The following is a 22,144-nucleotide window of genomic DNA, read 5'->3' on the forward strand; positions in this document are numbered from 1 at the left end:
ATTTAATTTTAAGCGCCAACATTTAGAAATAAATGTTAATTAATATTTAAAATTTAAGGTGGCTTTATAAAAAACAAACCAATCCTTTTTAGCACTTTTGGTTTAGAAACATTACCGGCGTTTGAGCGTCAAAATATATATCATAATGAAATTAAATTTAAAACGCCCCTTAGCATTTTTCGATTTAGAAGCAACAGGGATAAATGTAGGTGCAGATAGAATAGTGGAAATTGCTATTTTGAAAGCTATGCCTGATGGTGAAGAAATTGTGAAAACATGGCGTGTTAACCCAGAAATGCCAATTCCCTTGCAAACATCACTAATACATGGTATTTATGATGAAGATATTGCTGATAAACCAACATTTACTGAATTAGCGAAAGAAATTGCAGAATTTATTGGAGAAAGTGATTTAGCAGGCTATAATTCAAATAAGTTTGATATACCAATGCTTTTAGAAGAATTTTTACGGGCAGATGTGGATTTTGATATGAGCGAACGCAAGTTTGTAGATGTGCAGAATATTTTTCACCAGATGGAACAAAGAACTTTAAAGGCAGCTTATAAGTTTTATTGTAATGATGATTTGGTAAATGCCCATGCTGCAGAAGCCGATGTAATAGCTACTTACAAAGTTTTGCTCGGTCAGTTGGAGATGTATGAGGATAAAGAATTTGAAGATAAGCAAGGCAATAAATCAAAACCGGTTGTTAATGATGTTGATGCTTTGCATATTTTCACAAATATAAATAAACCTGTTGATTTTGCCGGAAGATTAGTTTATAATGATAAAAACGAAGTTTGCTTTAATTTTGGGAAGCATAAGGGCAAAACAACCGAACAAGTTTTTAGTATCGAACCAAGTTATTACGCATGGATGAAAAACGGCGATTTCCCGCTTTATACCAAGAAAAAACTTGATGAAGAATGGGCAAAGTTTAATGCTAAAAAGAATGAAAACAGACCTCCTAAAACTCAAAACCAAGCTCAACAAGCTAAACCACAATATAACAAACCAAAACCTCAGGAAAAACCTGCTCAACCGCTAAATACTGATATGTTAGAGCAGTTGAAAATGAAATTCGGCAAATAATTTTAAACCACAGATAAAGTGGATAAATACAGATATCGATTAATTTGATAGAACTTAATCTCATAACAGAAAAAATTATTGGTGCTGCTTACACAGTTTCAAACACATTAGGTGCAAAATTTTTAGAAAAAGTTTATGAGAACGCAATGTTTCTCGAAATCTCAAAAATGAACTTGAACGTTGTGAAACAACAATCATTAAATGTTTTGTATGATGAGCAAATTGTTGGCGAATATTTCGCTGACCTCATCGTAGAAAATCAAGTAATTGTAGAAATAAAAGCTATTAGAGAACTGACCGAAATCCATCAAGCTCAATTAATGAACTATTTAGTTGCTTGCAATAGGCGATGTGGCTTACTAATTAACTTTGGAAAGCCGAGAATAGAAATCAAAAGAATGCTTAACGGATATTAATTAAACATCACTATTTATCTGTGTGCATCTGTGGTTAACCTAATCTTTAAACATGAAATTTTTAAAACTTATTGCCCTTTTTATCCTTACTGGAAGTTTGGCAATTGGCCAAACCAAACTTCCGGTTGAATCCGTTTTTGAAAGAACTTACCAAAACAAAACCAGAATTTTTGATGGTAAACCAGGTGAAAAATACTGGCAAAATTCTTCAAACTACAATCTTAAAGTAAACTTTAACCCGATTAGCAGATTGTTATTTGGAAAGGTTGATGTGGTTTATACCAATAATAGTCCGGATACTTTGAAAACAATTTGGTTTAAGCTCTATCCAAATTTGTATAAAAAAGGTGTTCCGCGTAAAGCGAAACTCTCTGAATCGGATTTGGGTGATGGTGTTAAAATTGAAAGTTTGGCAGCTAATGGAAAAACCATGAACGATTATAACATTGATGGGACGAACATGACCGTGAACGTTCAGCCCCTTTTGCCTGGTAAAACCATAAATTTTAGCATTTCTTATCATTATATTTTAAACAAAGGTTCGCACATGCGTACCGGACAAGTTGATGAAGGCTCACATTTTATTGCTTATTTCTTTCCAAGAATTGCAGTTTATGATGATGTTGATGGCTGGAATAAATTCCCTTACACTGGCGCTGAAGAATTCTACAACGATTTTGATAATTTCAATGCAGAAATTACTGTTCCGGGTGGCTATGCTGTTTGGGCCACTGGCGATTTAAAAAATGCCAATGATGTTTTTCAAAAGGAAATTGTATCCAGAATTTCATCTGCAGAAAAAAATGATGCAGTTACAGATGTTATAACTGAAAAAGACCTTGCCGATAAAAGGGTAACGCAAAATAAACCATTCAACACGTTTAAATTTAGTGCGAAAAATGTAACTGATTTTGTATTTGCGCTTAGCGATCATTACTTATGGAAATCATCAAGTTTAATTGTTGATTCAACAACAAAAAGGCGAACAAGGGTAGATGCCGTTTTCAATCCTAAACATAAAGATTTTTATGAAGTGATTGAATTCGCCCGTAAAACCGTTGATGCCATGAGTTTCAAATTTCCTAAATGGCCATTCCCTTACAGCCATGAAACAGTTTTTGATGGTTTAGACCAAATGGAATACCCAATGATGGTAAACGATAATCCGGTTGATAGCCGTGAAGACGCGATTACCCTAACCGATCATGAAATTTTTCATACCATGTTTCCTTTTTATATGGGAATAAATGAAACAAAATACGGCTGGATGGATGAAGGTTGGGCAACGATTGGCGAATGGCTAATATCACCGATGATTGATTCGACAATTGTTGATGAATATGGTATTCAAAATACAGCCTCAAGCTCTGGTGGCAAAGATGATTCGCCGATTATGACTTTAACACCCGACTTAAAAGGTTCTGGTTCTTTTACCAATTCTTACCCAAAACCAGCTTTAGCTTATTTATTTGTTAAAGATTATTTGGGTGATGAATTATTTACTAAAGCTTTGCATCAATACATAAAAAATTGGAATGGAAAACATCCAATGCCTTACGATTTCTTTAATAGCATAAATAAGGGTAGTGGAAAAGACCTGAACTGGTTTTGGAAACGCTGGTTTTTTGAAGGTGGAGTAACCGATATGGCCATTAAATCAGCAATTAAAACTGCTGATGGATACACAATCACTATAGAAAATAAAGGAAAACCGCTACCGATTGATTTAATGTTGAAGTTTGATGACGGCTCAACAGAAAAAAACCACAGTACCATTTCTGTTTGGGAAAAAGGAAATAATGAAACAATGATTAATATTAAAACACAAAAGAAATTATCCAAAGTTGTAATGGGCGATGCACATACACCTGATAAAGCTAAATCAGATAATAGCCTTTCTATAAATTAAAATTTAATAGTTGCGAAGCATGAACAATTGAAAAAGATTGATTCGGGCTTCGCAATTTCTATTTAAGTAGATTTCAAGAAATCGATATTTCTTTTTAAACCAGCATATTTCGTTCGTTTAACTGCCGAACCTTTGAAAACTTTCTTAAAAACTTCATCCGTAATTTCAGTAAGTTCTTTTGCCGTTAAATCCAGTAAACCGCTTTCTGGTAAAAAAGCCTGTTCATTGTGGACTTTAGAAAATCGGTTCCACGGACAAACGTCCTGACAAATATCACATCCAAACATCCAATTGTCCATCTTATCTTTAAACTCATTCGGAATTTCATCTTTAAGCTCGATAGTTAAGTAGGAAATGCATTTTGTACCATCAACTATCTGAGGAGCAATTATTGCATCAGTTGGGCAGGCATCTAAACATCGGGTACAGGTACCGCAATGGTCTGTTTGGAAAGGGTGGTCGTAAGCTAGCTCTAAATCAATAATCAGCTCTGCTAAAAAGAAAAAAGAACCATGTTGTTTACTAATTAAGTTTGAATTTTTGCCTACCCATCCAATGCCCGATCGTTTTGCCCAGGCACGATCTAAAACAGGAGCAGAATCAACAAACGCTCTTCCAGAAACCTCGCCTATGTTTTCTTCAATAAAATGAGTGAGTTCTTTTAATTTATCTTTTATAACCGTATGATAATCTTTTCCGTAAGCGTATTTTGAAATTTTTGGCGCATTTGCATCTTGCTGCTTATCCTCGGTATAATAATTTAAAGATAGAGAGATAACTGATTTTGCACCCTCAACCAATAAGCGAGGATCAAGCCGTTTATCAAAATAATTCTCCATGTACTTCATCTCGCCATGATGATTATTGTTAAGCCAATGCTCCAAACGCGGCGCTTCCTCTTCTAAAAATTCTGCCTTGGAAATACCACAATCTAAAAAGCCTAAGCGCATTGCTTCGCTCTTAATCAATTGACTATATTTTGCAGAATTACTGTACATCGATTTGCAAAGATAGGGCTTAGAATTAAAACCTTTTGCTTAATCGCTTGTTGTTATTCGAAAAGCTATTTAAATGATTAACATCATTGAAAATTTAATTAGCCCGAATACGCCAACTAACGCAAATTTTTTATAATGGAAAATATAGATCCGAAACATACGGAAAGCGGAGAAGCTCCAAAACCGATAGAAAAAGATTACGAAAATCATAAAAACGACCCAGGACCTGCGAAACCGGCAGTTACAGAAAGAGACGAAAACGGAGCGGGTTCTGTTTTAAAATGGATATTACCAATAGCCGTATTAATTGGCTTAATAGTATGGTTCGCCCTGCGAAAATAATTAGCTTTAGTACAATTGAAAAGCCGTTTATCTTTATGATAACCGGCTTTTTTTTGTGAAGAATTAGCTTTATTTTAAAAGTTTCACCTGATACAAATCTTTTCTTCTATCCTTTAAAACCTTTACCGTTCCGTAATGATGCAATTCATCTAAAAGGTGTAAATCAACATCAACTACTAAGACCATTTCGGTATTTGGCGTGGCTTCAGCTTTTACTGCATTTGTTGGAAAAGCAAAATCAGATGGAGTAAAAACAGCAGATTGAGCAAACTGAATATCCATATTATTCACCTTTGGTAAATTTCCAACGCAGCCTGCAATAGCTACGTAACATTCATTTTCAATTGCCCTGGCTTGCGCACAATGCCTTACACGTGTGTATCCGTTTTGGGTATCCGTTAAAAATGGAACGAATAGAATTTGCATTCCCTGGTCGGCATAAATCCTGCTCAGCTCAGGAAATTCTACATCATAACAAATCAAAATTCCAATTTTACCACAATCTGTATCAAACACCTGAACTTTATCGCCACCAATCATTCCATAGTATTTTTGTTCGTTCGGTGTGATGTGGATTTTTCTGTATTCATCAATTTTACCCGTTCTGTGGCATAAATAGGTTGCGTTATATAATTTGCCATCATCCAATAAAGGCATGCTTCCGGTAATAATATTCACGTTGTAACTTAAGGCATATTCGTGCATTCTATCCACAATTTCCTGCGTTTTCTCAGCTAACTTTCGCATGGCTTCAATCTCTGGTAAATGATTGTAAGGCTGGAGCAATGGTGTATTAAAAAGTTCCGGAAACATCACGAAATCAGATTTATATCCACTTAATGCATCAACAAAGAATTCTACTTGTTCATAAAAAGTGTTCAAATCAGGAAATAATCGCATTTCCCATTGTACAAGGCCCAATCTTATCGTCATTGCAGAACGGGCAGATGCATCAATACCCTGATAGTAAATGTTATTCCATTCAATCAAAGTTGCATATTCCTTTGATTCCTTATCACCGGGAAGATAATTTTTAAGCACTTTTCTAACGTGAAAATCATTAGAAATCTGGAACGTAAGGGTAGGGTCGTAAATTTCCTTTGCCTTAACTTTATCAATATATTGTCTTGGTGTAAGCGTTTCAGCAAAGGTATGGTAACCTGGAATTCGTCCGCCGGCTATAATGCTTTTTAAATTTAAGCTTTCGCAAAGTTCTTTTCTTGCTTCGTAAAGCCTTCTGCCTAATCTTAAACCTCTAAATTCTGGATGAACAAAAATTTCTATTCCGTATAAAGTATCTCCATTCGGATCGTGAGTAGTAAAAGAATAATCTCCGGTAATCAATTTATAAGTATGTCTATCACCATATTCATCATATTCTACAATAATCGATAGCGAGCAGGCAACCACTTTATTATCTACAGCAATACAAAGCTGTCCTTCAGGAAAAATATTTATGAGCTTGGCAATACTCGATTTCGGCCAGATAGAACCACCCATGCTATCATAGGCTTGCAGCATAGATTCTTTTAGATCGGCATAATCTTCGATTGTTAATTTTCGTAATTCGATATTCATAATTTGCTGGTTTTACAACTTATGAACAGAAAAGTTTGGTTAATGTTTTTCTTTCTACCTGTTTTAATTGTGGAGGAAGATACAGTTTTACTCTTATCTGGAATAAATATTATTATTTTTAAAAATGACAGAGAATGAAATATCTTATATAATTCGCGGTTGCGTATTTAGAGTTTATAATATTTTAGGACCAGGGTTATTAGAATCCGCATACGAAGCAGCTTTAAAATACGAGATTCAAAAAGAAGGTTTGAAGGTAAAAAGTCAGGTCTCTTTGCCGATGGTTTATGAAGAGATTTCTATTGACGTAGGATACAGACTTGACTTACTAGTTGAACAAAAAGTGATTTTAGAGCTTAAATCTGTAGAAATTATAGCACCAGTCCATCACAAACAGTTATTGACCTATTTAAGATTATCTGGTTTGAAATTAGGATTGCTTATAAATTTTAATACTGATAATATTTCAGATAATATTTTCAGAAAGGTTAATAAGCTTGATTAGCGTGCTAGTTCTCTCCCGCAGATTTCCGCAGAAAAGAAACGCAGATTTAAAATGATTTTTACTTATGAGTGTTCAAAATAGATTGATGTGATTCACGAATGCAAATAGTTCTCTCCCGCAGATTTCCACAGAAAAGAAACGCAGATTTAAAATGATTTTTACTTATGAGTGTTCGAAATAGATTGATATGATTCACGAATGCAAATACTTCTTTCCCGCAGATTTCCACAGAAAAGAATCGCAGATTTAAAATGATTTTATCTTTTGGCAATAATCCGCGAAAATCTGCGGATTTTATCATTTTAAATCTGCGGGTAAAATTAAAACAACTTCCCGGTTTGCCCAGGAAAACTTTTCTTAAGGTGCTTATAAGCCGCTTCGGTAACTTCCCGACCGCGAGAGGTGCGCATAATGTAACCTTCCTGAATTAAAAACGGTTCATAAACCTCTTCAATCGTACCTTCATCTTCACCTACAGCCGTTGCAATAGTTTTTAAACCAACCGGACCGCCTTTAAACTTATCTATAATGGTTACTAAAATCTTATTATCCATTTCATCAAGCCCATGCTCATCTACATTTAAAGCATTTAAGGCATAACTTGCAATTTCAGTATCAATTTTGCCATTTCCTTTTATTTGAGCAAAATCTCTGGTTCGGCGTAAAAGTGCGTTAGCAATACGTGGTGTACCCCGACTGCGGCGGGCAATTTCATAAGCACCTTCATCACTAATAGGCGTTTTTAAAATTTCTGCAGAACGTAGAACTATGGTAGTAAGCAATTTAGCATCGTAATAAGCTAATCTTGCATTAATCCCAAAACGAGCCCTTAAAGGCGCAGTTAACAAACCCGAACGGGTTGTTGCACCAACTAAAGTGAAAGGATTTAAAGAGATTTGAACCGACCTTGCATTGGGTCCGGTTTCAAGCATAATATCTATCTTAAAATCTTCCATTGCAGAATACAAATATTCTTCTACCAAAGGTGATAAACGATGAATTTCATCAATAAAAAGGATATCTCCTTCATCTAAACCGGTTAATAATCCGGCCAAATCACCAGGTTTATCTAGTACTGGTCCGGAAGTTACCTTTATGCCGGTAGCCATTTCATTAGCTATAATGTGCGATAAAGTTGTTTTCCCTAATCCCGGAGGACCGTGAAGTAAAACATGATCTAAAGATTCTCCACGAAGTTTGGCTGCCTGAACAAAAATCTTCAGGTTTTCCATAACTTTTTCCTGCCCGGTAAAATCCTCAAATGCCTGCGGACGTAAAACACGTTCAATATCTCTATCTATTGGTGTTAAATTGTCTGCTTCCGGATCAAGATTTTCATTCATATTGGCAAATATAAAATTAAATGCTAAAAAAATTAGGATTTTTTAAATTTATCAGCAACTACTAAATCCTTCGAACCAGCAGTGTATTTATAAAAACCTTCGCCAGTTTTTACACCTTTTTTACCAGCCCTTACCATATTTACAAGAAGTGGGCAAGGAGCATATTTTGGATTTCCAAAACCATCATTCAGTACATTTAAAATCGCTAAGCAAACATCTAAACCAATAAAATCTGCTAATTGGAGTGGACCCATTGGATGTGCCATTCCTAATTTCATTACGGTATCAATTTCATAAACACCGGCAACTCCTTCATATAAAGTAAAAATGGCTTCATTTATCATAGGCATTAAAATACGGTTGGCCACAAAACCAGGATAATCATTCACCTCAACCGGTGTCTTTTGTAAACTTTCTGAAAGCGACATAATAGTTTTAGTCGTTTCATCACTGGTTTGATAACCTCTAATAACTTCAACCAATTTCATCACCGGAACGGGATTCATAAAATGCATTCCGATAACTTTATCGCCACGATTGGTAGCAGCGGCAATTTGTGTAATAGATATCGATGAAGTATTTGAAGCTAAAATTGCATCGGCAGGAGCGAAGCCATCTAAATCCTGAAAGATTTTTAATTTAAGCTCCACATTTTCCGTAGCTGCCTCAACAACCAAATCAGCTGTTTTTACACCATCACTTATTGATGTAAATGTTTGGATATTATTTAATGCATCAGCTTTTTGCTGCTCTTTTAAAGTTCCTTTACCAACTTGTCTCTCTAAATTTTTATCAATTGTTGCAATTGCTTTATCTAAAGCGTTTTGATTAATGTCAATTAAATTTACCTGATAACCAAATTGAGCAAAGGTATGTGCAATTCCGTTGCCCATGGTACCCGAACCTATTACTGAAATATTCTTCATTTTAAATCTTTAAAAATTGATGTTCTTTTCTGATGGCAATAAAATAAAATTATATCAATTTATGGCGCTAACCTGTTCTTTATCCAAGCGCCTTTTACCAGTTCAAAATTGATTCTATCGTGCAAACGACTCCGGCGTCCTTGCCAAAATTCTATTCTGGTTGGTTTTACGATATAACCGCCCCAATGGGCAGGTTTAGCAATTGATTTACCATCGCTTTTAGTTTTAAGTTCCTCAAATTTCTCTTCCAAAAATGCTCTGTTTGGTATAACCTGACTTTGAGGAGATGCTACCGCACCAATTTGACTTGCAACAGGGCGTGTTATAAAATATTCTTCTGAAGTTTCCTTATCAAGTTTCTCAACTGTACCCTCTATTCTAACTTGTCGTTCTAAATCAGGCCAAAAGAAAACTAATGCCGCAGAAGGATTTCTTTTTAACTCTTTGCCTTTTGCACTTAAATAATTAGTGAAAAATCTGAAACCATCTTCGTCAACACCTTTTAAAAGAACAATTCTTGCATCAGGTTTTCCTGATTTGTCGGCTGTAGCTAAAGTCATTACGTTGGGCTCATAAATCTGAGCCTCAACAGCATTATCAAACCATTTTTTAAACTGGGTAATTGGATTATTATCAACGTCAGATTCATCTAACGTGGCGCTTTTGTAATCTTGGCGCAGGTTTTGTAGAAATTCATTTGTAACTTGCATAAACAAACATAAGCATCTTTTATGGTGCTACAAATGATTATCATCATGCTTAATAACATAAAACCAAAAACTGGCCGATTATTAATTTCTGAGCCTTTCATGGCCGATCCTAATTTTAAACGTTCAGTGGTTTTGGTAACAGAACATGGCGAAGACGGGACTATAGGTTATATCCTTAATCAGGTTGAAAATATTCTTCTAAAAGATGTAATACCAGATTTATGGGATGCGCATAACCACATTTATTTTGGTGGCCCGGTTGCTGCAGATACGTTGCATTTTATTCATCGTGCTTACGATAAACTACAAAGTGGTGAAGATATTGGTAATGGAATTTATTGGGGTGGGAATTTCGAAACCCTGAAAATTCTCATCAACACAAATGCAATTCAAGAAGATGAAATAAAATTTTTTATGGGGTATTCCGGATGGGATAACGGACAATTAACCAAAGAATTACATCAAAATGCCTGGATGGTTAGTGATATTTCTCATCCTGATATAATTTTTGGAAACGATGATGAGCAATTGTGGAGAGATGTAATCGTAAACCTGGGCCCGAAGTATGCACATATTAGCAATTTCCCTACAGACCCAAGTTTAAATTAATTAATTTGTCATCCCGAGTTTGCCGAAAGATTAAATGTTTTAGACAAGCTCAACACGACATTTATATTTGGCTCATCTCATTAGCACTTTCTTCAACTTTTTTTCTCAAATCATCTTTATAAGCCTGCATTTTCACAGTTAAAGAATCATCAGCGGTAGCTAAAATCTGAGCAGCTAATAAACCAGCATTTTTAGCTGCGTTTAAAGCCACAGTTGCAACTGGAATTCCGTTTGGCATTTGCAAAATTGATAAAATGCTATCCCAACCATCAATAGAATTGGATGATTTTACAGGAACGCCAATAACAGGTAAGGTAGTGATGGATGCCACCATGCCAGGTAAGTGTGCAGCGCCACCTGCGCCAGCAATAATTACCTTTAAACCTCTGCCTTGTGCTTCCTTTGCATAATTAAACATGCGTTCAGGCGTTCTGTGAGCAGAAACAACGGTTATTTCATAATCAATTCCAAATTCTTTTAAAATATCAGCAGCATCTTGCATTACAGGCAAATCTGATTTGCTGCCCATAATTATTCCAACTTTAGCACTCATTCTTAATTCTTTATATCTTTTAATTTCAATTTTATCCTTGTGCTTTACTCCATCAGGCAATTACCTTTAAAGTTTTTTGAACATATCTGGCTTTTTCAATTGCTTTTTCTCTGTCGATATCGACAATGGTAACGTGTCCCATTTTGCGGAAAGGTTTAGTGTATTTTTTGCCATATAAGTGTACAAACACGCCATCAATAGCCAAAATCTTTTCCAGATTTTCATATTGTGCTACACCTTCAGAACCTTTTTCGCCTAATAAATTAATCATTACAGCATTGGTAATACTCGTTGTATCGCCTAAAGGCAAATTATAAATAGAACGCAGATGTTGTTCAAACTGAGAAACATAATTGCCCTCAATAGTTTGGTGCCCACTGTTATGCGGACGAGGTGCTACCTCATTTACTAACAATTCTCCGTCTTTACAAACAAACATTTCTACAGCTAAAATTCCGGTTATATTCATTGAAGAAGCAATATTCATTGCAATGTTTTCTGCTTTTTGCTGCAAACTTTCTGCAAAAGTTGATGGTGAGATCAAAAACTCTACTAAGTTAGCTTCAGGATTAAATTCCATTTCAACCATCGGGAAAGTTTTCATATCACCTTTAGAATTTCGAGCTACAATTACTGCAACCTCCTTCTCAAAATCTACTAATTTTTCGATAATACAAGGTGCATCAAAGGCTTTGTCTAAATCAGCCGAACTGTTAATTCGCATCACGCCTTTCCCATCATAACCATCTTTGCGTAATTTTAAAATGTAAGGGAAAGGAATTTGACTGTTTTCGATATCTTCCTTAGTATTTACAATTTGAAAAGGAGAGGTGGGGATGTCATTTTCTTTAAAAAACTGCTTCTGAACACCTTTATCCTGAATCAATCTTATCACTCTCGATTGAGGAAACACTTGCTTACCTTCTTTTTCTAACTGCTCTAAAGCTTCAATATTAACTTTTTCAATCTCGATAGTAATAATATCAGCCTTCTTTCCGAAATTATAAACGGTATCAAAATCGGTGATAGAACCATTCTCGAAATAGTTTGCAATCTGCTTGCAAGGCGCATCTGGGTCGGGGTCTAAAACTAATGAGTTTACATTATAATTTATCGCTTGCTGAATAAGCATTCGGCCTAACTGTCCGCCTCCTAAAATACCTAACTTTAATTCGCTAATCTGTTTTGCCATCAGTAAAGATTGAGTTTTTAAGACGCAAAAATAGCAAAAAGAACAAGGATAAAGGCACAAACATCAATTTGTATCATTTAAGTTTCGTAGCGTAATTGTGCTATATAAAACAGACAATACTATAACCTTAAAACTTATAACTTTGCAAAATGAATGCTGATGCAATAATTATTGGTGCTGGTGCTTGCGGATTGATGTGTGCGGTACAAGCCGGATATATTGGAAAGAAAGTAATTATACTCGAAAAAAATGAAAAGCCGGGCGCCAAAATTTTGATTTCTGGCGGTGGCCGATGTAATTATACAAATCAATTAGCCTCAGCCGAGCAGTTCATATCATCCAATCCACACTTTATCAAATCATCTTTCACGCAATGGACAGTAGATGATACCATCAATTTTTTTGAAACTTATGGTATCCAGGGAAAGGAAAAAACTTTAGGCCAATTATTTCCTGATGATAAAAATGCTAAAGATGTTGTAAAAGTTTTTACATCAATTTGCGAAGATTTTGGACAAGAAATTCGATGCAATGCTGATGTGAGAGAAATTGAAGTTCTGCCTGATGGATTTCAGGTTCTTTACGAAAAGAATGGTAAACAAATTACGATAAAGGCAGAAAAACTGGTTATTGCCACTGGTGGTTTACCAATACCAAAAATGGGTGCAACAGATTTTGCATTACGTTTTGCCCGTAAACATAATTTAAAAATTATCCAAACTGCACCTGCATTAGTTCCACTAACCATTACTGGTAAAGATGAAGAATGGTTTGCACAACTATCGGGTAACTCTGTATTTTGTAAAGTTAGCAACGATGAAATTTCTTTCGAAGAAAATATACTATTTACGCATTGGGGCTTAAGCGGACCGGCAATTTTACAAATTTCTTCATTTTGGCGTAGAGGTTCAATAATTAATCTAAATCTTCTTCCAAGCCATAATATTGTTTCATTGCTGGATAATGAACGTAAATCGAATGGTAAAAATATGTTATCAACTTTGCTGAACAGATATTACACCAAAAAATTTACGGATGCTTTGGGTAAATTTTTACCGCTTTCAAAGCCAGTAGCAACTTTAACAAAAGCCGAAATTGATTTAATAGAACAAACTATACATCATTTTAAAGTTAAACCTGCCGGCGATAAGGGTTATGATAAAGCCGAAGTAATGCGTGGCGGAATCGATACAAATGAAATTTCATCGAAAACTTTAGAATGTAAAAAGATTCCGAATTTGTATTTTGGAGGCGAATGTTTGGATGTTACCGGTTGGCTTGGTGGCTACAATTTTCAATGGGCCTGGACAAGCGGTTTTGTTATAGCGCAGAATTTGTAGTTTATTTTAAAGATTATAAAACAAAGCATTGTCTGTGACTTCCGCGTTTCCATGGCAAAATGATAAGTAACTACAAATAAACGTTCGGCATAATTTCCCAGGCCCAGGGCTTTTTAAACGTTTTAAAAGTTCTCAACTGCGAAAAATATAAAACCTCACTTGTTCTACGATTTGCTACATCTCTTCTATGCAAATTGCCAACCGTTGTAAACAATTCACGTGTTTTAAAATCATAAACTCGCTCCGTCATATCGCCAGTATTCTGGTTAAAATACAGATTGATAGCACTTGTTAAAAACCAATCTTTATTTTCAAATTTGAAAGTATAACCCATTTCCCAGCGCCATTCTGCACCACCTTGAAAACGTAAATACAATTGCTGGTCTTTAATCCCGATTTGGTTTAGAGGGTCACCAAGCTTTCCGCCTTCTTCTGAACGTAGTATAAAGTCGTTATTTTGTATTGATAAGTTATAATTTCCCGTTGATAAATTTTTAAAAAAGATTGCTAGAATACGTGGTTTCTGTGTTTCTTTAATAATGTCTGAATTGTTATCTCCGTAAGTTCTGGTTTCATCTATAATTCGATTAGATTCAAAAATTATGGCGAGATCTGCCTCACCATCATCGTTCAAATCGCCATTCGCCTTATCAATAACTGTCCAGTTAACTGGCGTGAGTTGTTCAATTGAATTGCCTTGTGATTTCACTTTTGGAAAAGTAAAAGATTTTTGGGCAAAAGAAGTTAGTGCAGAAAATATAAATAAGAGGATTAGCAAAAATCTCATTTAATAAATGGCGTTGATGTAGGTATAAAACGTTTAAATTAGGCTTTTAGTTTAACTACTATCTTAACAAATTCGCAATGCTAAATTTTGTGTAGCATCTTTAAAGGCTAAATACGCTTAAATAAATTCAGAGTGACGACCTTTTTATAAACCAATCTTCTAAAATTCCTTTACTTTTGCATTTTAAAAACTCCTTTTGAAGACCGACGTTTTAATTGTTACTCCGCCATTCACCCAACTGAATACTCCGTATCCAGCAAGCGCATATATAAAAGGTTTTCTTAACACTAAAAATATCAGTTCTACACAGGCAGATTTAGGTATTGAGGTGATTTTAGAATTGTTTTCAAGAAAAGGTTTAATCGATGTATTTCAGTTAGAGAATTCAAAAACCAAAAGTGATAATGCCAGGCGTATTTTAGCTTTGAAAGATGAGTATTTGAAAACCATTGATGCTGTAATCTCTTTTTTACAGGGAAAAAACCCAACATTGGCTTTGCAAATTTGCGGTGATGATTTTTTACCTCAAGCTTCTCGTTTTGCGCAATTGGAAGAATTAGATTGGGCATTCGGCGCTATGGGAACTCAAGATAAAGCCAAACACCTTGCAACGCTTTATTTGGAGGATATTTCGGATTTTATTGTAGAACGTGTTGATGAAAACTTTGGTTTCAGCCGTTATGCAGAGCGTTTGGGCAGAAGCGCAAATTCTTTCGATGAGCTTTACCAGGCTTTAGGTCAGGCGCCAAGCTATATTGATACGATTTTAATATCTATCTTAAAAAAATACATCGAAGAAGTTCAACCTAAATTATTTTTGATTTCCGTTCCTTTTCCAGGTAATTTATATAGTGCCTTTTGTTCGGCTCAATGGGTGAAAAAACATCATCCTGAAATTAAAATTTCGATGGGTGGTGGTTTTCCAAATACGGAATTGCGTTCACTTTCTGATAAACGTGTCTTCGAGTTTTTTGACTTTATCACTTTAGATGATGGAGAATTGCCAATTGAATTGTTGATTCAAAACATCAGCGGAGCAATTCCAAAAGAAATGCAAATGTACAAGCGTACTTTTTTGCTCGAAAATGATGTAGTGGTTTACAAAAATGATTCTTTCAGAAAAGATTATAAACAAGCCGATGTTGGTACACCGGATTACACAGGTTTACTTTTAGATAAATATATTTCTGTTATTGAAATTGTTAACCCAATGCACCGCATGTGGAGTGATGGCCGTTGGAATAAACTTACCATGGCACATGGATGCTATTGGGGTAAATGTACTTTTTGCGATATTTCTTTAGATTACATTAAGGTTTATGAACCTGTACAGGCAAAGCAAATTGTAGACAGGATTGAAGAGCTGAGTTTAAAAACCGGCCAAAATGGTTTTCATTTTGTGGATGAAGCTGCACCGCCTGCTTTAATGCGTGAAGTTGCCCTGGAAATTCTTCGTAGAAAACTCGCCGTAACCTGGTGGACTAACATTCGTTTTGAAAAAAGTTTTACAGCAGATTTGTGTCTTTTACTGAAAGCATCTGGTTGTATAGCGGTTTCTGGAGGTTTGGAAGTTGCATCGGATAGGTTATTAAAACTGATTGATAAAGGCGTTACGGTAGAACAAGTTGCTCGTGTAACCAGAAATTTTACAGAAGCTGGCATCATGGTTCATGCATATTTAATGTATGGTTACCCTACGCAAACCATTCAAGAAACGGTTGATAGTTTAGAAATGGTGCGTCAGCTGTTTGAAGCCGGAATTTTACAATCCGGATTCTGGCATCAGTTTGCTATGACGGCACACAGTCCGGTAGGGATGTATCCCGAAAAATTTGGTGTGATTAAAGAAACAGAAAGCATTGGCACTTTTGCAAATAACGATATCAACTACATCGATAAAACAGGTATCGACCACAATAAATTTAGTTTTGGATTGAAGAAATCGCTTTTCAATTTTATGCATGGAATTTGTTTTGATTATGAGCTGCAAGATTGGTTTGATTTTAAAATCCCAAGAACTAAAATTCAATCTGATTTTATTGAAAAGGCAATAAATGAAGAGAATAATTTCAATACAAAACCTACTGCTAAAGTAGTCTGGATATGCGGACAGCCATCTGTAGAATTCTTTACTAAATCAAAAAAGGGACATACTTGGGAAATGGCTTCTTTAACTATTTACGATAAAAAAGAAAGCTTAACGATTCAAACCAATAAAAATGAAGGGGAGTGGTTGGTGTCAATTTTGGATAAAATCCACATCTCAAATGAAAAGGTTTTTTCTTTTGCTGAAGTTAAAGCTGATTTTGAAAATGAAATGGAAAATTTTGAGTTGTTCTGGTACTCCAAACCAATAAATACTTTGAGGGAATTTGGGTTGTTGGTTTTGTAGCTATTTAATTTGTCGTGCTGAATTTATTTCAGCATCTCTTAGCAAAAAAACCTGTAATAAATTAAAGGTGATGAAAAATCACTATATCAAGGAATGTAAATTCATATAAGTTTTTCTTGTTACGTCATTCCCGTGAAAACGGGAATCCTAAAACGATATGCAAAATCTAAGCATTAGGATTCCCGCCTACGAGGGAATGACGAAAGTGTAACTAAATTAATCGCAATGCGGAACGGTATAGGTCCAGGTTTCTGATTCACCATTAGGAATTACATAACCATTTCCACGAGCGTTTTCAAACCACAATTTGCCACGTAGTTTCTCTCTCGTACCCACTTCATTCATAGTCGCACTATCGTACAAGCGTCCGTTAATCATCACATATTTAATTTTTTCCGAATTGCGAATATCATCCAAAGGATTCGCATCCATAATTACTAAATCGGCCAATTTTCCAACTTCTAAAGAGCCAATTTCTTTGTCCATGCCTAAATAATGTGCGCCATTTAAAGTTGCGTTTCTGATGGCCTGCAGAGGTGAAAAACCGCCTTGCACAAACATCCACAGTTCCCAATGTGCTCCTAAACCTTGAATTTGGCCATGAGCGCCTAAATTTACTTTCGTGCCTCCATCAGCAATTTGCTTAGTGGCTTTTGCGATATCAATGTGGTTGTAATCGCTATATTCTGAAGTTGTTCTACGTCTTGCTCTCGAATCAATAATAGAACGTGGTGTGTAAGTCATTAATTTTTCATTTTCCCAAACATTGGTTCTATCGTACCAATAATTTTCACCCCATTGTCCGCCGTAAGCTACAATTAAAGTCGGCGTATAACCAACTGTAGTATTATTCCAAAGCGTGGTAACATCTTTATAAACCGGTAAAACCGGGATGCTGTGTTCAATTCCCGTATGTCCATCGGCAACCATATTCATGTTATGAAAAAATGTAGAACCGCCTTCAGGTACAACTTCCATTTTTAATTGACGGGCTGCTTCTAAAATTTGCTGACGCTGCTCTCTACGTGGTTGATTGTACGATTTTACAGAAAATGCTCCAACAGCTTTTAAGCGTTTTAAATTAGCTAAAGCATCATCCAAACTATTTATAACAACTTTAAAATCTCCATCAGCACCGTATAAAATTCCACCTGTTGAGTAAACCCTTGGCCCAACCATTCTACCGGCTTTAAGCATTTCACTTTGACTGAAAACCATTTCTGTATTGCTTGATGGATCATGCGAAGTAGTTACACCAAAAGCCAGATTTGCCAAATAACTCCAATCACTTTGTGGTGTAATGCCATCCGGACTTGTACGTAAATGCGCATGCACATCAATAATTCCAGGCATTATAGTTTTGCCATTTACATCGATAATTTTTGCGTTTGAAGGAATAGTTACCGCATCGGCTTTGCCAATAGAAGTAATTTTGTTTCCATCTGTTAGAATTACACCGTTTTCAATAACCTCATCACCTTTCATCGAAATGATTCTTGCACCTTTAAGTGCAACAATTCCCGTTGGCGCATCAGATTTTAAAGTTAAATTTATATCAATTGAACTAGCCTGCGTTTTTGGTGCAGAGCCATCAAAGTTGAATGCGCTATTCACATCAATGGTAAAATATTTTGGACCTAAAGTCCAATGCAGGTTTTTACTATCTGCACTCCATTGAATATATGTTCCGCCATCGGTAGTAACTTTTGCAACAGGAATTGCTTTATTTCCAGCTGATGCATCTTGTGCAACGCCAACATTTATCATTGGTGTGATGTAAACATTAAATAACTCGTTAAAAGCCACCCATTTATTATCCGGACTGATAACGAATTGGTTAGCATACTGAGAAGTAAAGTGCGTTCTTTCGTTTGCGCCATTTAAATCAATGCTTTTCAAAGCTTTTTTACCATCAGCATAACTTTGAAAATAGATTCGGGTATCTGTATTGTTAAATTGCGGGCGAATACCATTTTCAGAAATTAAAGTTTTAGCCCCGCCGTTAGAAGCCATAGTAAAAATACCTGTTCCGCGGCCATAGTTATAACCCAAAACATCATTTCCACTGCCTTTTCTAAAAACAATTTTATCACCTTTTGTAGAATATTGAGGCGAATAATAAAAGCCCTTTTCATCAGTTAAAGTAATTGTTTTGCCCGATTTTAAATCAGTCCTTTTTATTGCGCCACGCAATTCATCACTCCAACTTACGTAAACAATATATTTTCCATCCGGACTGAAACCTGGTTCAAACTCGAAATCCAAACCATTTGTTAAGCGTTCTGGCGTTCCATTTGGCAATTCTTGTTTATATAAAAACCCGGCTGCATTAAACACAATGGTTTTGCCATCAGGCGATGTAGTTAATTGGCGCAACATTTTAGCAGAAAATTCATTACTAAAAACCTGTTGCTCGAAATGTAATGCTTGTTGTACCGTTTGAACGGTATTTGCCTGAAATGGAATTGTTGAAGTTATTAAGTTTTTAATTTCAGTTTTTCTGATTTTTCCTTTAGCATAAAACACCAAACTTTTACTATCTGGGGTCCAGGCGAAATTAGGGTAAACACCAAAAATTGCCCAGGTTTCCTGCTGGTCATGTGATAACTCATCATTAACAGCCCATTCTTCACCGGTTTTAATATTTTGAACATACAACGTAGATTTTAACCTTACACGTTTCACAAACGCAATCAAATTTCCATCGGGAGAAACCTGCGGCCTACAAGCACCACCTTGCTCGTTAATTAATGTTGTTATTTTACCGCTCGTTAAATCTAATTGGCGAATGGCGTAAATTGTTCCATTTGGATCTTTACTGTATTCGAAATTTGGACCTGGAGTAACATCCTCACTAAAATAAACGTATTTGCCATCAGGCGAAACATTTGGTTCGCCGGCATCTTGCTGGTCGTTTTTACGTTTAGTTAATTGTACACCATCACCACCGTTAATGTTATACATCCACATTTCGCCAGCACCTAACGAGCGGCCAGCAGTAAAATGTTTTCTGGCTACGATATATTCGCTATTTGGCATCCAGGTAGCATTATTGAGCAATCTGAAACTCTCTTTTGTTACTTGTTTTTTATTTGAACCATCTCGGCTCATAATCCAGATATTATCTCCTCCACTTTTATCACTTGTGTAAGAAATATACTTACCATTTGGGCTAAAACGTGGCTGAACATCGTAAGCAATGCCTCCACTAATTAGTTTTGCTTGTCCGCCGGCAATAGGCATTGTATAAATATCACCCAACAAATCAAACACAATTTCCTGCCCATCCGGACTAACATCTAAGTTCATCCAAGTACCTTCATCAGTATTTAGCGTGAAATTTTTAGTGGTACCTTGATATTTTTCTACATCCCATTTCTTATCCTGGGCTTTTGTAATGAAAAATAGAAATGAGAGTGCAGAAAGAAAATAGAGTTGCTTCATCTAAATTTTGATTAATTGTGGTGCAATTTAGTAATATCAAGAGCTTTTTTATAGTTTTGATACCGCCGATTTATGACAGCAATAGAGATTTTACAAAAGTACTGGGGCCATCAAGCTTTCAGACCATTACAACAAGATATTATTACTTCTGTATTGGAGGGAAAAGATAGCTTGGCTTTATTGCCAACGGGCGGAGGCAAGTCTGTTTGTTTTCAGATTCCGGCAATGGTAAAAGAAGGAATTTGTATTGTAGTTTCTCCATTAATAGCCTTGATGAAAGATCAGGTTGAAAACCTAAAAGAAAAAGGCATAGAAGCGATTGCAATTTATGCCGGGATGGGCAAACGTGAAATCGATATTCTTTTAGACAATTGCATCTACGGCAAAATCAAATTCCTTTATTTATCACCAGAGAGATTATTATCAGATTTAGTTCGGGTAAGGATTTCTTACATGAATGTGAATTTAATCGCTGTTGATGAAGCGCATTGCATTTCGCAGTGGGGTTATGATTTTCGACCTCCATACCAGCAAATATCAAAGCTTAGGGAAATTTTACCAGATGTACCCATTTTAGCATTAACCGCCACAGCAACAGACTTTGTTAGAAAAGACATTATAAAGAAACTGGAGATGAAAAATCCGCAGGTTTTTATTAAAAGTTTTGCTAGAGATAATTTAAGTTATGTTGTTTTTAATAAGGAAGATAAATACAAAAAGCTTATAAATATTTGTAGGAATGTTAAAGGTACGGGTTTAGTATATGTTAGAAATCGTAGAGAAACTGCAGAGGTTTCTAATTTTATCAACAGAAACCAAATCAAGGCTGATTTCTACCACGCTGGTTTAGAAAAAAACGAACGTTTTCAGAAACAAGAAGACTGGAAACAAAATAAAACCCGCATAATGGTTGCAACCAATGCTTTTGGGATGGGAATTGATAAAGCTGATGTTCGTTTTGTTGTGCATTTAGATTTACCAGAAAGTTTAGAAGCTTATTATCAGGAAGCAGGTAGAGCTGGTCGGGATGAAAAGCGAAGTTATGCCGTTTTGCTAGCCAATCAGTCAGATATTTTAAGTCTTGAGGCTCGGTACATAAATAGTTTTCCATCACCAGAAGAAATCAGAAAGATTTACCATTATCTGGGTAACTATTTTCAGTTGGCATTTGGAGCAGGCGAGGGACTAACCTTTGCTTTTGATATAGCCGACTTTTGTAAACGTTTTAATGTTAGTGTTTTAAAAACTATTTCGGCTTTAAAATTTTTAGAGCATGATGGTTACGTAATACTGTCGGAGAGTGTTTTTCTGTCCTCAAGATTAATGTTTACGGTAGGGCACGAAGATGTGTATCGCTTTCAGATTGAAAACAAAGCTTACGACAATATCATAAAAACCATTTTGCGTTCTCACGGGGGTGCTTTTGATGGTTTTGTTAATATTAATGAAGCAGATTTAGCGAAGAAGACTGGCTTATCTTACAAAGAAATTGTTGCCTTTTTAAATAAGCTGCAATCTATAGAACTGCTTGCCTACATTCAACAGACTGACCAGCCGCAATTGCAATATATAAGGCCGCGGGTAGATATGGAGCATTTTGATGTTGACGTAAAATACCTTGAATTGCGTAAAGATATTTTACTCAAACAAATAAATGCAGTTGTAGCTTATGCATCATCAAATATTTGCAGAAACATACAATTATTAAACTATTTTGATGAAATGAATGCGAGCAGATGTGGTGTTTGCGATGTTTGTTTAGCAGAAAAGAGAGTTGATAACGATGTTCAGCTTAATGATGAAATTGAATTTGAAATCATTTCGCTTTTGCAACATCAGCCTTTAATTTTAGATGATTTGGTTATCAACATAAAAAATGGTTCGGAAAATGAACGTATAGATACAATAAGAGAATTATTAGATGCTGGCAAGATTAAAACTGATGGAAAGAAATATTACATTTGATTTTTGATTTAAGAATTACGATTTTAGATTTCCATCCACAAC

Annotated in this window: 18 protein-coding genes; 9 read left to right on the forward strand and 9 right to left on the reverse strand. The window is 35.5% G+C overall.

Annotated elements, in window-relative coordinates; all coding sequences use genetic code 11:
* The first annotated feature begins 145 nt into the window (after positions 1–145).
* The 3 genes from LUA90_RS16580 to LUA90_RS16590 are packed head-to-tail and all read left to right on the forward strand — an operon-like array spanning position 146 to position 3,418.
* Positions 146–1,093 carry a 3'-5' exonuclease gene (locus LUA90_RS16580; RefSeq protein WP_231459660.1) on the forward strand — a complete coding sequence of 316 codons (948 nt, stop codon included), beginning with the start codon at positions 146–148 and terminating at the stop codon, positions 1,091–1,093.
* A gap of 44 nt (positions 1,094–1,137) precedes the next feature.
* On the forward strand, positions 1,138–1,509 hold the full coding sequence (locus LUA90_RS16585) for a GxxExxY protein (protein ID WP_231491798.1): 372 nt from the start codon (positions 1,138–1,140) through the stop codon (positions 1,507–1,509).
* A 52-nt stretch (positions 1,510–1,561) separates the two neighbouring features.
* On the forward strand, positions 1,562–3,418 hold the full coding sequence (locus LUA90_RS16590) for a M1 family metallopeptidase (RefSeq protein WP_231491799.1): 1,857 nt from the start codon (positions 1,562–1,564) through the stop codon (positions 3,416–3,418).
* A gap of 62 nt (positions 3,419–3,480) precedes the next feature.
* Here the strand turns inward: LUA90_RS16590 and queG are convergent, their stop codons facing one another.
* Positions 3,481–4,416: a tRNA epoxyqueuosine(34) reductase QueG gene (queG, locus tag LUA90_RS16595; RefSeq protein ID WP_231459658.1), complete on the reverse strand. Its 936-nt coding sequence runs from the start codon at positions 4,414–4,416 to the stop codon at positions 3,481–3,483.
* A gap of 135 nt (positions 4,417–4,551) precedes the next feature.
* Between queG and LUA90_RS16600 the strand changes: the two genes are divergently transcribed.
* Positions 4,552–4,758, forward strand: a complete 207-nt coding sequence (locus LUA90_RS16600) for a hypothetical protein (RefSeq protein WP_231491800.1) — start codon at positions 4,552–4,554, stop codon at positions 4,756–4,758.
* Between the two features lie 69 nt (positions 4,759–4,827).
* On the opposite strand, the gene LUA90_RS16605 is transcribed toward LUA90_RS16600, so the two are convergent.
* Positions 4,828–6,336: a carbon-nitrogen hydrolase family protein gene (locus LUA90_RS16605; protein WP_231459656.1), complete on the reverse strand. Its 1,509-nt coding sequence runs from the start codon at positions 6,334–6,336 to the stop codon at positions 4,828–4,830.
* A gap of 124 nt (positions 6,337–6,460) precedes the next feature.
* On the opposite strand from LUA90_RS16605, the gene LUA90_RS16610 reads away from it, so the two are divergent.
* On the forward strand, positions 6,461–6,841 hold the full coding sequence (locus LUA90_RS16610; protein WP_231459655.1) for a GxxExxY protein: 381 nt from the start codon (positions 6,461–6,463) through the stop codon (positions 6,839–6,841).
* A gap of 320 nt (positions 6,842–7,161) precedes the next feature.
* Here LUA90_RS16610 and ruvB read toward each other — a convergent pair whose 3' ends face one another.
* Genes ruvB through pdxH form a run of 3 tightly spaced genes read right to left on the reverse strand, consistent with a single transcriptional unit; the run spans position 7,162 to position 9,820 of the window.
* Complete coding sequence (gene ruvB, locus LUA90_RS16615; protein ID WP_231459654.1) at positions 7,162–8,184, reverse strand: Holliday junction branch migration DNA helicase RuvB; 1,023 nt, start codon at positions 8,182–8,184, stop codon at positions 7,162–7,164.
* A gap of 32 nt (positions 8,185–8,216) precedes the next feature.
* A complete protein-coding gene (locus LUA90_RS16620) occupies positions 8,217–9,110 on the reverse strand; it encodes a 3-hydroxybutyryl-CoA dehydrogenase (RefSeq protein ID WP_231459653.1) in 894 nt (297 codons plus the stop codon).
* 59 nt (positions 9,111–9,169) lie between these two features.
* On the reverse strand, positions 9,170–9,820 hold the full coding sequence (gene pdxH, locus LUA90_RS16625) for a pyridoxamine 5'-phosphate oxidase (protein ID WP_231491801.1): 651 nt from the start codon (positions 9,818–9,820) through the stop codon (positions 9,170–9,172).
* A gap of 45 nt (positions 9,821–9,865) precedes the next feature.
* Between pdxH and LUA90_RS16630 the strand changes: the two genes are divergently transcribed.
* Positions 9,866–10,429: a YqgE/AlgH family protein gene (locus tag LUA90_RS16630; RefSeq protein WP_231491802.1), complete on the forward strand. Its 564-nt coding sequence runs from the start codon at positions 9,866–9,868 to the stop codon at positions 10,427–10,429.
* Between the two features lie 61 nt (positions 10,430–10,490).
* On the opposite strand, the gene purE is transcribed toward LUA90_RS16630, so the two are convergent.
* Together purE and LUA90_RS16640 are read right to left on the reverse strand one after the other, a co-directional pair.
* Positions 10,491–10,982: a 5-(carboxyamino)imidazole ribonucleotide mutase gene (gene purE / locus LUA90_RS16635; RefSeq protein WP_231459650.1), complete on the reverse strand. Its 492-nt coding sequence runs from the start codon at positions 10,980–10,982 to the stop codon at positions 10,491–10,493.
* Between the two features lie 52 nt (positions 10,983–11,034).
* Complete coding sequence (locus LUA90_RS16640) at positions 11,035–12,174, reverse strand: 5-(carboxyamino)imidazole ribonucleotide synthase (protein WP_231459649.1); 1,140 nt, start codon at positions 12,172–12,174, stop codon at positions 11,035–11,037.
* Positions 12,175–12,323: 149 nt separating this feature from the next.
* Between LUA90_RS16640 and LUA90_RS16645 the strand changes: the two genes are divergently transcribed.
* Positions 12,324–13,514: an NAD(P)/FAD-dependent oxidoreductase gene (locus tag LUA90_RS16645; protein ID WP_231459648.1), complete on the forward strand. Its 1,191-nt coding sequence runs from the start codon at positions 12,324–12,326 to the stop codon at positions 13,512–13,514.
* A gap of 70 nt (positions 13,515–13,584) precedes the next feature.
* On the opposite strand, the gene LUA90_RS16650 is transcribed toward LUA90_RS16645, so the two are convergent.
* A complete protein-coding gene (locus LUA90_RS16650; RefSeq protein WP_231459647.1) occupies positions 13,585–14,301 on the reverse strand; it encodes a hypothetical protein in 717 nt (238 codons plus the stop codon).
* 196 nt (positions 14,302–14,497) lie between these two features.
* On the opposite strand from LUA90_RS16650, the gene LUA90_RS16655 reads away from it, so the two are divergent.
* Positions 14,498–16,693, forward strand: a complete 2,196-nt coding sequence (locus tag LUA90_RS16655; protein ID WP_231491804.1) for a radical SAM protein — start codon at positions 14,498–14,500, stop codon at positions 16,691–16,693.
* Between the two features lie 216 nt (positions 16,694–16,909).
* On the opposite strand, the gene LUA90_RS16660 is transcribed toward LUA90_RS16655, so the two are convergent.
* Complete coding sequence (locus tag LUA90_RS16660; protein ID WP_231491806.1) at positions 16,910–20,137, reverse strand: amidohydrolase family protein; 3,228 nt, start codon at positions 20,135–20,137, stop codon at positions 16,910–16,912.
* A 72-nt stretch (positions 20,138–20,209) separates the two neighbouring features.
* On the opposite strand from LUA90_RS16660, the gene LUA90_RS16665 reads away from it, so the two are divergent.
* Positions 20,210–22,102, forward strand: coding sequence for an ATP-dependent DNA helicase RecQ (locus tag LUA90_RS16665; protein ID WP_231459644.1), 1,893 nt, complete (start codon positions 20,210–20,212; stop codon positions 22,100–22,102).
* The last annotated feature ends 42 nt before the right edge of the window (positions 22,103–22,144 follow it).

The sequence above is a fragment of the Pedobacter sp. Leaf170 genome, from assembly GCF_920984665.1.
Classification (GTDB): domain Bacteria; phylum Bacteroidota; class Bacteroidia; order Sphingobacteriales; family Sphingobacteriaceae; genus Pedobacter.

Bases quoted from the DNA above. Each gene is read 5' to 3' on its own strand.
- LUA90_RS16580 (WP_231459660.1), top strand. From the start codon at position 146: ATGAAATTAAATTTAAAACGCCCCTTAGCATTTTTCGATTTAGAAGCA.
- LUA90_RS16590 (WP_231491799.1), top strand. From the start codon at position 1,562: ATGAAATTTTTAAAACTTATTGCCCTTTTTATCCTTACTGGAAGTTTG.
- queG (WP_231459658.1), bottom strand. From the start codon at position 4,416: ATGTACAGTAATTCTGCAAAATATAGTCAATTGATTAAGAGCGAAGCA.
- LUA90_RS16600 (WP_231491800.1), top strand. From the start codon at position 4,552: ATGGAAAATATAGATCCGAAACATACGGAAAGCGGAGAAGCTCCAAAA.
- LUA90_RS16605 (WP_231459656.1), bottom strand. From the start codon at position 6,336: ATGAATATCGAATTACGAAAATTAACAATCGAAGATTATGCCGATCTA.
- LUA90_RS16610 (WP_231459655.1), top strand. From the start codon at position 6,461: ATGACAGAGAATGAAATATCTTATATAATTCGCGGTTGCGTATTTAGA.
- ruvB (WP_231459654.1), bottom strand. From the start codon at position 8,184: ATGAATGAAAATCTTGATCCGGAAGCAGACAATTTAACACCAATAGAT.
- LUA90_RS16620 (WP_231459653.1), bottom strand. From the start codon at position 9,110: ATGAAGAATATTTCAGTAATAGGTTCGGGTACCATGGGCAACGGAATT.
- pdxH (WP_231491801.1), bottom strand. From the start codon at position 9,820: ATGCAAGTTACAAATGAATTTCTACAAAACCTGCGCCAAGATTACAAA.
- LUA90_RS16630 (WP_231491802.1), top strand. From the start codon at position 9,866: ATGCTTAATAACATAAAACCAAAAACTGGCCGATTATTAATTTCTGAG.
- purE (WP_231459650.1), bottom strand. From the start codon at position 10,982: ATGAGTGCTAAAGTTGGAATAATTATGGGCAGCAAATCAGATTTGCCT.
- LUA90_RS16640 (WP_231459649.1), bottom strand. From the start codon at position 12,174: ATGGCAAAACAGATTAGCGAATTAAAGTTAGGTATTTTAGGAGGCGGA.
- LUA90_RS16645 (WP_231459648.1), top strand. From the start codon at position 12,324: ATGAATGCTGATGCAATAATTATTGGTGCTGGTGCTTGCGGATTGATG.
- LUA90_RS16650 (WP_231459647.1), bottom strand. From the start codon at position 14,301: ATGAGATTTTTGCTAATCCTCTTATTTATATTTTCTGCACTAACTTCT.
- LUA90_RS16660 (WP_231491806.1), bottom strand. From the start codon at position 20,137: ATGAAGCAACTCTATTTTCTTTCTGCACTCTCATTTCTATTTTTCATT.
- LUA90_RS16665 (WP_231459644.1), top strand. From the start codon at position 20,210: ATGACAGCAATAGAGATTTTACAAAAGTACTGGGGCCATCAAGCTTTC.